This is a genomic window from Pseudovibrio sp. W64, assembly GCF_001623145.1.
GTDB lineage: Bacteria > Pseudomonadota > Alphaproteobacteria > Rhizobiales > Stappiaceae > Pseudovibrio.
Genome location: NZ_LMCI01000014.1, coordinates 97232 through 109242, shown reverse-complemented (window position 1 = coordinate 109242; position 12011 = coordinate 97232). Strand labels below are relative to the sequence as shown.

Annotated in this window: 11 protein-coding genes; 5 read left to right on the top strand and 6 right to left on the bottom strand. The window is 51.1% G+C overall.

The window, feature by feature from the left end; genetic code table 11:
* Nucleotides 1–10: 10 nt before the first annotated feature.
* From PsW64_RS08475 to amaB, 3 genes are all read right to left on the bottom strand, one after another.
* Nucleotides 11–1195, bottom strand: coding sequence for an NAD(P)/FAD-dependent oxidoreductase (locus PsW64_RS08475; RefSeq protein ID WP_063303330.1), 1185 nt, complete (start codon nucleotides 1193–1195; stop codon nucleotides 11–13).
* A gap of 174 nt (nucleotides 1196–1369) precedes the next feature.
* Nucleotides 1370–2569 (bottom strand): acyl-CoA dehydrogenase, encoded by a 1200-nt coding sequence (locus PsW64_RS08470; RefSeq protein WP_057463143.1) that lies wholly within the window; start codon nucleotides 2567–2569, stop codon nucleotides 1370–1372.
* 12 nt (nucleotides 2570–2581) lie between these two features.
* Nucleotides 2582–4120 carry an L-piperidine-6-carboxylate dehydrogenase gene (gene amaB, locus PsW64_RS08465; RefSeq protein WP_063303329.1) on the bottom strand — a complete coding sequence of 513 codons (1539 nt, stop codon included), beginning with the start codon at nucleotides 4118–4120 and terminating at the stop codon, nucleotides 2582–2584.
* Nucleotides 4121–4430: 310 nt separating this feature from the next.
* On the opposite strand from amaB, the gene PsW64_RS08460 reads away from it, so the two are divergent.
* A complete protein-coding gene (locus PsW64_RS08460) occupies nucleotides 4431–5354 on the top strand; it encodes a LysR substrate-binding domain-containing protein (RefSeq protein WP_063303328.1) in 924 nt (307 codons plus the stop codon).
* A gap of 58 nt (nucleotides 5355–5412) precedes the next feature.
* On the opposite strand, the gene PsW64_RS08455 is transcribed toward PsW64_RS08460, so the two are convergent.
* From PsW64_RS08455 to PsW64_RS08445, 3 genes are all read right to left on the bottom strand, one after another.
* Nucleotides 5413–6246 (bottom strand): hypothetical protein, encoded by an 834-nt coding sequence (locus PsW64_RS08455; protein ID WP_063303327.1) that lies wholly within the window; start codon nucleotides 6244–6246, stop codon nucleotides 5413–5415.
* Nucleotides 6247–6252: 6 nt separating this feature from the next.
* A complete protein-coding gene (locus PsW64_RS08450) occupies nucleotides 6253–7122 on the bottom strand; it encodes an RDD family protein (protein ID WP_063294347.1) in 870 nt (289 codons plus the stop codon).
* A gap of 169 nt (nucleotides 7123–7291) precedes the next feature.
* Entirely contained in the window at nucleotides 7292–8146 is an 855-nt protein-coding gene (locus PsW64_RS08445; RefSeq protein WP_063294346.1) for a GNAT family N-acetyltransferase, read from the bottom strand.
* A gap of 238 nt (nucleotides 8147–8384) precedes the next feature.
* Here PsW64_RS08445 and mtnA point away from each other — a divergent pair, with 238 nt between their 5' ends.
* From mtnA to PsW64_RS08425, 4 genes are all read left to right on the top strand, one after another.
* Nucleotides 8385–9491 (top strand): S-methyl-5-thioribose-1-phosphate isomerase, encoded by a 1107-nt coding sequence (gene mtnA / locus PsW64_RS08440; protein ID WP_063303326.1) that lies wholly within the window; start codon nucleotides 8385–8387, stop codon nucleotides 9489–9491.
* Between the two features lie 90 nt (nucleotides 9492–9581).
* A complete protein-coding gene (locus tag PsW64_RS08435; RefSeq protein ID WP_063303325.1) occupies nucleotides 9582–10355 on the top strand; it encodes an enoyl-CoA hydratase in 774 nt (257 codons plus the stop codon).
* Between the two features lie 178 nt (nucleotides 10356–10533).
* A complete protein-coding gene (gene rpsT, locus PsW64_RS08430; protein ID WP_057463136.1) occupies nucleotides 10534–10800 on the top strand; it encodes a 30S ribosomal protein S20 in 267 nt (88 codons plus the stop codon).
* A gap of 679 nt (nucleotides 10801–11479) precedes the next feature.
* Nucleotides 11480–11914 (top strand): rhodanese-like domain-containing protein, encoded by a 435-nt coding sequence (locus tag PsW64_RS08425; protein WP_063303324.1) that lies wholly within the window; start codon nucleotides 11480–11482, stop codon nucleotides 11912–11914.
* Nucleotides 11915–12011 lie beyond the last annotated feature (97 nt).

Below are 12011 nucleotides of genomic sequence, written 5' to 3'. Positions count from 1 at the left end.
ACCGCTCTTCTTAAACCACATTCCGCTCAATCAGCGGATTGTTTGCGGTCAGGCGCTCAACACCAAGCTCGGAAAGGTCCAGCGTTTCATAGCGGCCTGTTACGATATGTTCAGCAAGACCGCGTCCCACCGCAGGGCTTTGCTGAAGGCCGTGACCGGAGAAGCCCAGCGCGATGTAAAAGTCTTCTATGCCGGGCACCGGACCGGTAAATGCGTTGTGATCAAACAGGTTCACATCATAATGTCCTGCCCACGCCGCACCGGGCTTGATGGCTTCAAATGCAGGAATACGGTTGGCGAGTGTTGGCCAAAGGTGTTCCTCAAAGAAGGAATAATCGACGTCATAGTCAAAGCAATCCGGGTCCTGCTCTTCATCCGGCGCGCTACCGCAGATAAAGCCTGCCCCTTCAGGGCGTACGTACGTGCCATTCGGGTCAATCAGCAACGGCAGACCCGGAACTTCTTCCCGGCATTCAAAGGTGAAGATCATCCGCTTTTTGGAGTGTACGGGCGCTTCAAAACCAGCTTCCATGCAAATCTGAGTACCACCTGACGCGCCTGCAGCATTCACCACAACACCAGCTTCCACCTGTTCTCCGTTGGAGAGCGTCAAAATCCAGCTGCCTCCCATGATCTTTTCAAGGTGAACCACTTGATACGGCTCATAAGGCACGTTCAGGGAGCGCGCTTTGCGGCGGAAAGCCTGCATCAGGCCATAGCCGTCAAACCAGCCTTCGCCGGACAGGCCATGACAGCCAGCAGAAAGATCAGAGACGTTGAGCCACGGAAATTTGGCTTTCAGCGCATCAGCATCCAAAAACCCAATATCGGCACCCATCTTTTGTTGAAGTGCGTGGTTCTCTTCCAAAATGCTGCGCTTGTCTGGCGTTGCGAGAAAAAGATAACCGCCCTCAACCAAGTCAATGCGTGGCTGCTCGCCGTCAACTTCCAGAAGATTGCCAATATCGCGCAGGAAATCGATGCCGTAGAGCGAAATGTCGATGTTCACGGCAGAGGAGAACTGTTGGCGAATAGAAGCGGCAGAAAGCGCCGAAGCGCAATGTTGGTAAGACGGGTCTTTCTCAAAGACCGCAATGCTACCCTTGAAGTCGTCGCGTTGTGCAAGATGGTACGCCACCGATGACCCGATGACAGCCCCCCCAATAATAGCAACATCCACTGAAGCTATCGCCATAGTCACACCTGAATACTGAGAAATGAAAAAGGTAAGAACCGACGCCCGAAACAATTAGGCGGGTATTTGCGAGCGCCGGTCTAAAAGGGAGACGAAACGCCTCCCAAGAGCATCATGCGTAATCTCAAAAAAGGCCTCCCAGCACTTTCACGAGATTACGATGCTGATCAGGGCTTAAAAGAAAGCCTGAAGGCCAGTCTGCGCACGACCCAGAATAAGGGCGTGAACGTCATGTGTACCTTCATAAGTGTTGACGGTCTCAAGGTTTTGAGCATGGCGCATCACCATGAATTCCTCAGAGATGCCGTTACCACCGTGCATGTCACGTGCCTGACGAGCGATGTCCAGCGCTTTGCCACAGTTGTTGCGCTTCACGATGGAAATCATCTCTGGAGCAACGCGGCCTTCGTCAAACAGACGACCAACACGCAGAGAGGCCTGAAGGCCGAGAGTAATCTCAGTCTGCATGTCTGCCAGCTTCTTCTGGAACAGCTGTGTCTGTGCCAGAGGACGGTTGAACTGCTTGCGGTCCATGCCATATTGGCGAGCACGCATCCAGCAATCTTCCGCAGCGCCCAGCGCACCCCAGGAGATGCCGTAGCGAGCGCGGTTCAGACAGCCAAACGGGCCTTTCAGGCCAGAAACGTTTGGCAGCAGAGCGTCTTCACCCACTTCCACGTTGTCCATCACAATTTCACCGGTGATGGAAGCACGCAGAGACAGTTTGCCTTCGATCTTAGGCGCGGAAAGACCTTCCATACCCTTTTCAAGAACGAAACCGCGGATCTGGTTGTCATGCGCTTCAGACTTCGCCCAAACCACAAACACGTCTGCGATTGGAGAGTTGGAAATCCACATCTTGGAACCAGTGATGCGGTATCCGCTCTCGGTCTTCACAGCGCGGGTGCGCATGCCAGCCGGGTCAGACCCTGCATCCGGCTCGGTCAGACCAAAACAGCCAACATATTCACCAGAGGCAAGCTTCGGCAGATACTTCATGCGCTGCTCTTCAGAGCCGTAGGCGTAGATTGGGTACATCACCAGCGAGGACTGCACACTCATCATGGAGCGGTAGCCACTGTCCACACGCTCAACTTCGCGGGCAACGAGGCCGTAAGCCACATAAGACGCACCTGAACCACCATATTGCTCTGGAAGTGTCACGCCAAGCAGGCCCTGCTCGCCCATCTCGTTAAAGATAGAGCGGTCAGTCTTCTCTTCGCGGTAGGCTTCCATCACACGTGGCAGAAGCTTTTCCTGAGCGTAGGCACGCGCGCTTTCCATGATGAGGACTTCGTCTTCATTCAACTGGTCGCGCATGAGGAACGGGTCTTCCCAATTGAAGACGCCTCCGCCGGTTGGATCACTACTCATGCTCAAAATTCCTTATTCAACGTCAAACTTCACACCCTGCGCCAATGGAAGAGCGCCAGAGTAGTTGATGGTATTGGTCGCGCGGCGCATGTATGCCTTCCAGGCATCAGAGCCAGCTTCACGGCCACCACCAGTTTCTTTTTCACCACCAAATGCGCCGCCAATTTCAGCACCGGATGGGCCAATATTGACGTTTGCAATGCCGCAATCAGAGCCAACGACAGAAACGAAGGTTTCAGCTTCACCCATGTCTTTGGTGAAGACGGAAGAAGACAGGCCAGCACCAACACCGTTCTGAATTTCAATCGCTTCATCAAAGTCGCTGTAGCGAACGACGTAGAGGATCGGAGCAAAAGTCTCTTCCAGTACAGGACCAACCTGACCTGGCATTTCAACAACAGCAGGCTGAACGTAATAGGCATCCGGATACTCATCCGCCATCACGCGCTGGCCACCATGCACGGTGCCGCCAGCAGCTTTTGCAGCTTCCAGAGACTTCTGCATGTTGTCATAAGCGTCTTTGTCGATGAGCGGACCGATCAGCGTGCCTTCTTCGGTCGGAATGCCGATCTTCACAGAGGCATATGCCTTGATAAGACGTGGGATCAGCGCATCATAAACGCTGTCATGCGTGATCAGACGGCGCAGAGTAGTACAACGCTGACCACAAGTACCCATTGCAGAGAAGGCCACGCCGCGCAGGGTCAGGTCCAGATCAGCAGATGGGGTCACGATCGCTGCGTTGTTGCCACCCAGCTCAAGAATGGGCTTGCCGAAGCGCTGCGCAACACGTGGACCAACCTGACGACCCATGCGAGTGGAACCGGTTGCGGAGATAACAGGAACGCGCTTGTCGTCGACTAGTGTCTCACCGATTTCACGGCCACCCACGATGACTTCTAGCAAGCCCTTCGGCGCATCATCACCAAACTTGGCAACCGCACGCTCAAACAGCGCAGCACATGCCATTGCTGTCAGAGGAGATTTCTCAGATGGCTTCCAAACAACGGAGTCACCACAAACAAAGGCCAGTGCTGCGTTCCAGGACCAGACCGCGACTGGGAAGTTGAACGCGGAGATCACACCAATAACACCGGATGAGTGCCAGGTTTCCATCATGCGGTGCCCCGGACGCTCGGTCGCGATGGTCAGGCCGTACAGCTGACGGGAAAGTCCAACTGCGAAATCGCAGATATCGATCATTTCCTGAACTTCACCCAGACCTTCAGAGGTGATCTTGCCTGCTTCAAGGCTCACCAGTTTGCCGAGATCATCTTTATAAGTGCGAAGCTCTTCACCCAGCAGGCGAACCAGTTCGCCACGACGAGGGGCTGGCAGCTTGCGCCACTCTTTGAAAGCATCGTGAGCACGACCAATCGCAGCGGAGGTTTCCGCGGCGCTGTCTTCTTTGATCATCGCCAGCGTTTCACCGGAGTTTGGAGAAGTTGCAGCAAGTGTGCCACCTTCCAAAGCAGCGCGGGCAACACCCATACGCTCCATGAGTTCAATTGTTTCTTTTGCGAATTGCGCGGTATCCAGACCTACGGTCATTGAAGCCCCCAAAGAGTGAGAAACAGTCAGTTCGAAATTTGAGCAGAGTTTCTCTTGTCCTGTTCACTGGTAAAAGCTACGTCTTTTCCATTATTCATTCGCATATGGAATGACTGATAATTTCGCTTGGATCTTGCACTAGTGAGAAAACTGCTTAAAATCAGTAGGATAATAATGGGTATCGGCCTATTTGAGATTCTGTTTTAAGAAGGAGATGATGCCAGATAGAACGAAATTTAATCGTGTTGGGTGTGCCTAACCTCGCGATTTCAGGAGTTTCGAGCTGTTCACGGCATCATGAGAGGTCAGGATGAAGCGTGGTTTTATCCCCCCGATAGACTGTTTGATCGCATTCGAAAGCGCAGCGCGGCACGGCAGTTTCACGCGTGCAGCTGAAGAATTGTTCCTGACGCAAGGCGCAGTCAGCAAACAAGTGCGCCTTTTGGAAGGTCGCTTGGGTGTTGAGCTGTTCAAACGGATTCGCCAGCGCATTGTTCTGACGGATGCCGGGCGTATCTACCTGCATGACATCCGTGGCACGCTGGAAAAGATGACCAGCGCGACCCGTCAGGTGATGTCCTTTGCGGGCAGTGAGGATGTGCTCAACGTCGCCGTCCTCCCAACCTTCGGCACCCGTTGGCTCGCCCGCCGCCTCCCCCATTTCCACGAGCGCTACCCGGAAGCCAGCTTCAACCTCTCCGTTCGTCTGCGCCCCTTCGATTTCTCGGTAGAACCGTTTGATGGAGCGATCCATTACGGAGAACCTGTCTGGGCAGGAGCCATCGCAGAGCCGCTGTTTCAGGAAGAAGTCATTCCAGTCGCCTCCAGAGCATTCCGCGACAGACACAGCCTGTGCACGCCGGAAGATCTGATCGACGTTATGCGCCTGCACCAGTCAACACGGCCAGATGCATGGCAAAAATGGTTCTCTCTGGCAGGTGTAGAAACAGATGGCGCCTTTCAGGGCCCGCGTTTCGATCAGTTCACCATGATCTCACAAGCCGCCGCCTCCGGTTTGGGCGTTGCGCTGGTGCCAAAGTTCTTTATTGAGGAAGAGCTCGCCGCAGGCACACTGGTCCGCCTGTTTGATATCAGCCTGAAACTCTCCTCCGCCTACCACTTCGTCTACCCCGAAAACCGCACCCTGCGCCCAGTCGTAAAATCCTTCAAAGCATGGCTCCAGGAAGAAGCCCACGAACAGCAACTGGATCGGGAGACCCTGCTGCCGCAGTAGGGAGTGGCCTAAACCGCCTTTAGATAGATTGTGAGCCGGTTTGTGAGTTATCAGTTTGCTACTGATGTGAAACAGATATGATCTCGGCCAATCCAAATTGAGATAGGTCTTCTCCAGAAATATAATACATCTGATTAGGAGGCGTTTTTCGAACCTGTTCTAAAAGGAAGCTGGGCGTACCCAGAATCTTTAGTTGTGAAATAAACTCTTCAGTTGCGATTTTTCCATAGAAGCTCCCCATTTGGCTATCTAGGCTTGCTGCTGTGCTAGCCTGATGAAAACCAAACCGGGCGTCAGGAGAAACATAGAGTTCTGAAGCTGACAATGCGATCAAAACACAAGCACTTGCGCAGTGAGATTTGACGAGCACTTCAATGCCCTTGTCGTTTATAAAGGCACCAATCCTTTCTGCGCTTGTGATGTCTCCTCCACCACTACGCAACTCTATTGAATGAATTGGGGCTTTTGAGTGGGCCATCTTGAGAGTATCAAATGTCTTAGAGCCAATTTCGCCATAAAGCACAGCACTGCCTTTGTTCTGAACAGAAACAACAACACCTTTCAACTGAGCAGACGCTTGGGCAATTTGTAATGAAGCTTCAAAATTGAAGATAGTGCCCAACGCTGCACCACCTTGTAGAATCAGTAGTATCAGGAGGAAGAGATCATTCAATGAATGAGGTGCTTTAAGATTACCTGATTGATTTATAGAACTGGCAATTACTATTGACGCAGTAATTAAGAAAAAGAAGCAACAGGCTGCGGTTAAGCCCACGTGGCCCCAAAAGACATCGTTAGCGAGATAGCTATAACCTTGTGTCATAAACCACGCTACTACGCCGCTAACAAAAGATGCTAATGCGAAGAGCGTTTTTAGTACTCTATATTTCATAAACGCTTATAGCTGCTCCATAGCGCGCACCATGGTCAAGATTAGGAAAAACAGGCCGATACCGATCACATTGAGAATGTATTGCCCAATTCCGCTGGGGCGATGCCAAGCAGTATATTTTTCTGTATCCCAACTTGTTGTTTTATTTGACTTTAGTCTTTGATAGGAGCCCCACATAGTAAACAGGGCGACTATTGGAATTCCGAGTCCCAACCCTCTGAGTAAAACGTTGAAGTCACGTTTTAAGCCATCCCAAAACCCAAGAAGTTGGCCATCGGTCCGAGTTATTTTTATCCCAAATATAAATTTTCCAAGAGTAGTGCCACTGACGCCGATTAAACTTCCACCCAATACAGAGGCAGCACTTGCGGTAAACATTAAATCTATCAGACGGCCTCCAGGACCATCAAACAATGAGAAGAACTCATCAGCTGCAGCAGGCGCAATAGCGTAAAAAACAAAAGCCAATAGCATGACTAAAACAACGCCGTTAAAGGTCGTGTCAAATAGCCGGGCTGCATATCTTCTCCAAGGTGTAGGCGGGTTCGCAAGCCATCCCTTGGGGGCAGTGCCTACTTCTGATTGTGATGATTCTTCATGAAGGGGTGCATGCAAAGTTGGAAACAGGTTTTCCGACGCTGGGCGAAGTTTTAGAATCTGGTCGGTATTTACTTCTGTATCATCTAAACTTAGGTTCTGCTCAATTGTTGCCGAAGTACCTTCATTATCGAGAATTTGACCAGCAGATGTCCAATCATCGCCATTGGTAGAGCGAACAAGCGTACTCTCCGTTATCAAACCGTTCTGCCGAAGTATGCGAAGATTACGGACATCAAACGGCCCTACTTCATGCTTGCCGTCATGATAATAATACACTGAACCTCTCCCGTGCTTCCTAGTGTAGACTATAGCTATCTGCTAGAAAGTTGGGAAGAACTGCTTGTGTTAAAGAGTGATATCTATTCTAGGTTGTGGATACGTATTTTGATGCAAAATGTGTCGTAAATCGCTTCGTAGTTGTCTTGCCGCTTCTGTCCATCCACTTCTACCCCAGCTCATAACTCGCAAAGCTATAAATCTTGTCGAGGGGGAGGTTGGGGTCCTGGCCCTTATACATTCTGGCGGTAGCGAACACGGGTGATAGGTCGTAGCGCTCTGCCAGTTCCACGGCTTGTTCATTAGGCAAAGGCAGGTCAATGTTGATCATCTGCCCTTTGGCACTGCCAGCAAGGGCGCGGAACAGCAGGTCAGCCCCTTCTGGAGTTTCAGCGGCCATTGGGCCAATGCGATACCCATCACGGGCCGCACGGATAACGCCGTAACCGCGAACAATACCCTCTTCAACCAGATAAAGGCCCCGGCGCATAGGGTTCATGGGCTCCATCCAGCGTTCCAGAAAAGCGGAGCGTTCTGCGGGAAAGTAGTTGCGGTCATATTCTATAATGCTTGGCAAAATGCCCTTGCCAATGATGGAAATCCGCTGATCCATAGGCATGGTGACATCAGACAGACCGCTGTAACGCATATTCTGATGAACGAGCCTGAAGCCGGACTTCGCGTAATTGTCTTGCTCTTCCACCACGCCATCAAGGCCAATCGTCCGCCCTTCCAGCCGTTTCATGGCGGCATTCCATATAACGGCCCCGAGGCCTTGCCTGCGAAACTCTGGATGACAGATGTAAAAGCCGAGAAAGCCATAGGCCTCACCGTATTGAACGGCAGACACCATAGAAACCAGCTGATTGTTTAGATAGCAGCCAAGAAAACCGCCGGGATCCGCCGCATAATAGGATGGTGCATCATCTTCACCCGGATTCCACCCCTCTTGGGCGGCCCAATCCAACATGGTCAGAATGCCATCTTCATCCATAACGCGAATTTCAGTATCCAGCGGAGCCATCGGAAGCCTCTTTCATCAACCCGGCAAAGTTATGTGTAAACTGACGTAAGAGAGTTCAGCGTAGCGCAGTATGGTTAAAGAGGAGATGAAAGGCTTTCATCTAATTGGACTATGCGGAAACTGCGGACTGCAGAACTTTATGAGGAAAAGAAACCGGACGCGATAAAATGCAGATGGAGCCACGGAAAAATCCGATAATCTGACGCACAAACCGCATACATGGGTAGGAGACGTCGCGATGAAGGTTCATGGTAAAGCATACCGTTCCATTTGGCCGCTGGAAGCTGGAAAATCTGTCGGGATCATCGACCAGACGTGCCTCCCTCATCGTTTTGTCGAGGTTGAACTGCGTAATCTGGAAGATGCAGCCGTTTCCATCAAGGATATGTGGGTTCGAGGCGCCCCACTGATTGGCGCAACAGCTGCCTTTGGTGTTGCACTGGAAATGGCGCGAGACCCAAGCGACGCAGCACTAAGCAATGCGTGGCAGGTGCTCCATGCAACCCGCCCGACAGCAATCAATCTGCGCTGGGCGTTGAATGACATGCAAAGCCTGCTCGCAGAGCTGCCATTGGAGCAAAGAGCGGCAGCTGCATGGAAGCGGGCCGTCGAGATTTCTGATGAAGACGTGGCCTGCAACGAATCCATCGGCAAGCACGGCCTTAAGCTGATTGAGGAGATCGCTGCGCAAAAGAGCCCGGGCGAGACCATCAACATTCTGACCCACTGCAATGCGGGCTGGCTGGCAACCGTGGACTGGGGGACAGCCACCTCTCCGATCTATCAGGCCCACAACAAAGGCATCAAGGTCCATGTCTGGGTTGATGAAACTCGCCCACGCAATCAGGGCGCAGGTCTGACCGCATGGGAGCTGGGAGAGCACGGCGTGCCTCATACGTTGCTTGTTGACAATGCAGGTGGCCACCTCATGCAACATGGCATGGTGGATCTTTGCATCGTGGGAACAGACAGAACAACTGCACACGGCGATGTCTGCAACAAAATCGGCACCTACCTCAAAGCGCTGGCAGCCCATGACAACGGCGTCCCATTCTACGTGGCTCTGCCTTCCTCAACCATCGACTGGACCGTCGCTGATGGCCTGAAGGAAATTCCAATTGAAGAGCGCGGCGGCGAAGAGGTCGCGTGGATCTCGGGTGAAAACGCGGAGGGCAAGGTCGAGAAGGTGCGCATTTGCCCACCAGAGACCCCTTTGTCCAACTTCGCGTTTGATGTGACGCCATCAAAGTACGTCACTGCCTTGATCACTGAGCGTGGTGCCTGTGCAGCTAGCAAAGAAGGGCTCGCAGCGCTGTTTCCAGAGCGGGCAAACACAGACGCCTGATAGAACTAAGACAAACGGATACCTTGCCGCTAAGCCATCACTCTTCAATGTTAGGGCAGAAATCCAAGTTGATTTTATTGGGAGGGACATATGTCCTACGAGAATATTCTGGTTGAGACACGCGGCAAGATTGGCCTGATTACGCTAAATCGCCCGAAAGTATTGAATGCATTGAACAGCGACCTGATCGCTGAGCTTGATGAAGCACTGAACGTATTTGATCGTGACCCTGAAATTGGCGCGACAGTCATCACCGGCTCCGAGAAAGCCTTCGCGGCGGGCGCTGACATTAAAGTGATGGCAGAATACGACTATCCGCAGACCTATTTGATGGACTTCATCACCAGCTGGGATCAGATCGCACAAAAGCGTAAACCAATCATCGCGGCGGTCGCAGGCTTCGCGCTGGGCGGCGGATGTGAGCTTGCCATGATGTGTGATTTCATTTTGGCAGCAGAATCTGCGCAATTCGGTCAGCCAGAGATCAAACTTGGCGTTATGCCAGGTGCAGGTGGTACACAGAGATTAACAAGACTTGTTGGCAAGTCAAAAGCAATGGAAATGTGCTTGACAGGCCGTATGATGGATGCATCAGAGGCTGAGCGCGCTGGTCTGGTTTCTCGTGTTATCGCAAATGAAGATTTGCTTGCTGAAGCAATCAAAGCTGCTGAAAAGATTGCAAGTTTCTCGACTCCAATTGTTATGATGACGAAGGAAAGTGTAAACCGTTCTTACGAAGTAACACTTGCTGAAGGCATTCGTTTTGAGCGTCGTTTGTTCCATTCTATGTTTGCAACCAGCGATCAAAAAGAAGGTATGAAGGCATTCATAGAAAAGAGAAAACCTGAATTCGAAGACGGATAAGCCGTTTTTAGGCAGGTCTACACCTTTTTTCGTTGACGAGGCTAAGACTCCCAACTATAAGCGCTCCACAACCAGAGGCGGATTTTGTTCGTCACTGAATTCGTTTGATCGGGGCGGCTTTGGGCGGTCTCGTTCGCGATTTGAAAACAGTTCTTACTGACAGATCAGGACAGAGCCCATGGCCAACACTCCTTCGGCCAAGAAGGCGGCACGTAAAATTGCTCGCCAGACGGCCACTAATAAGGCTCGCCGTAGCCGCGTACGTACATACGTTCGTAAAGTGGAAGAAGCAATTGTCGCGGGTGACCAGACAGCTGCTAACGAAGCATTCAAAGTTGCACAGCCTGAGATCATGCGTGCATCTACTAAAGGCGTTATGCATGCGAACACTGCGTCTCGCAAAGTATCCCGCATGAATGCCCGCATTAAGGCACTCGGCGCCTAATCCAATTTTTTTGGACTAAAAAAGCCCGGTCGTATGGCCGGGCTTTTTTGTTAGCTGGATAAGCTTACCCTAGGATAAAACTGGGGCATTTTCACGGCGGATAGCCTGTGGACTAGTCTCGGAGCCTGTCAAGGAAAATCCTTAAAAAACAATGGATTGGCTCTAGGTTAAAATTGTCACAGTTGAAATGAGCAGATTCTTGGTGAGTCAAGAGATGGCCGGATAAATTTTTTTTATTCGCTTCCCGGGCCCACCATTAACCAAGCGCATATCGAGAAAGTTGTTGAGTTCACTGCTTTTTGCCGAACTTAGCCGTTGACGACATATGAGCTTGACCTTGCGTCACAGAAAGGGCATTTGCGTTTTGTAAACTTTCCGCTATTGCGGGACCAAAATCGGCTGTGTATGGTCAAGAAGAAGTCGGGTTGCTACCCGATCCCAGCATACAAGTTAGAAGAATCGAACCAGGGTCGGGCAAAGCTGGTTAGATGGCGTAAAGTCTAGGCGTTGCATTTTATAGTAATTGCAATTTAGACTACTAGAGTTGTTGCGTCATTTTGCTGCTATTGTTGCTTTTCCTTCTGATTTTTCTTGAATTTCGATTTTGAGTCTTTTTATAGTGGCTTACTCATTTGGGTGAGCAAACGTAATGCGTCTAGGTTAGTAAATGGAAGTATCTATGCATGAGTCCTATGCAGGTGATCGAAGCGTAACGGAAGTTTTCGAGAGCCTTAAAGCTGATGGTTCTGCAATTCTTGTAGATGTAAGAACCAACGCTGAATGGACCTTCGTAGGCATTCCGGATCTTTCCAAATTGGAGAAGGAAGTCATCCTTGCTGAATGGCAGGGTTTCCCATCCAATGGCCCTCATGAGGGCTTTGCGAGTCAACTTTCTGACGCATTGACGCAAAAAGGACTTGACCAAAACGCTGCAATCTTCTTTTTGTGCCGCTCTGGAGTTCGGAGTAAGGCAGCAGCGATCGAGATGACAGCCCTTGGCTATAAAAACTGCTACAACGTGGCAGACGGCTTTGAAGGCGGTCATGATGCTGAAGGTCATCGAGGCTCGGTTTCTGGGTGGAAGGCTCAAGGTCTTCCGTGGAGCCAAGGATAGCTCCCAAGAAATATTAGAATTTAGCAACGGTGTGTGGGCGCCACACCGATGTGATGTTTTTGTCTAATGGCAACGAAATAAAAAAGCGTCTGGTTCA

What these genes read in the sequence shown, in the direction of transcription:
- PsW64_RS08475 (WP_063303330.1), bottom strand. Translation starts at nt 1,195, where the DNA reads ATGGCGATAGCTTCAGTGGATGTTGCTATTATTGGGGGGGCTGTCATC.
- PsW64_RS08470 (WP_057463143.1), bottom strand. Translation starts at nt 2,569, where the DNA reads ATGAGTAGTGATCCAACCGGCGGAGGCGTCTTCAATTGGGAAGACCCG.
- amaB (WP_063303329.1), bottom strand. Translation starts at nt 4,120, where the DNA reads ATGACCGTAGGTCTGGATACCGCGCAATTCGCAAAAGAAACAATTGAA.
- PsW64_RS08460 (WP_063303328.1), top strand. Translation starts at nt 4,431, where the DNA reads ATGAAGCGTGGTTTTATCCCCCCGATAGACTGTTTGATCGCATTCGAA.
- PsW64_RS08455 (WP_063303327.1), bottom strand. Translation starts at nt 6,246, where the DNA reads ATGAAATATAGAGTACTAAAAACGCTCTTCGCATTAGCATCTTTTGTT.
- PsW64_RS08445 (WP_063294346.1), bottom strand. Translation starts at nt 8,146, where the DNA reads ATGGCTCCGCTGGATACTGAAATTCGCGTTATGGATGAAGATGGCATT.
- mtnA (WP_063303326.1), top strand. Translation starts at nt 8,385, where the DNA reads ATGAAGGTTCATGGTAAAGCATACCGTTCCATTTGGCCGCTGGAAGCT.
- PsW64_RS08435 (WP_063303325.1), top strand. Translation starts at nt 9,582, where the DNA reads ATGTCCTACGAGAATATTCTGGTTGAGACACGCGGCAAGATTGGCCTG.
- rpsT (WP_057463136.1), top strand. Translation starts at nt 10,534, where the DNA reads ATGGCCAACACTCCTTCGGCCAAGAAGGCGGCACGTAAAATTGCTCGC.
- PsW64_RS08425 (WP_063303324.1), top strand. Translation starts at nt 11,480, where the DNA reads ATGCATGAGTCCTATGCAGGTGATCGAAGCGTAACGGAAGTTTTCGAG.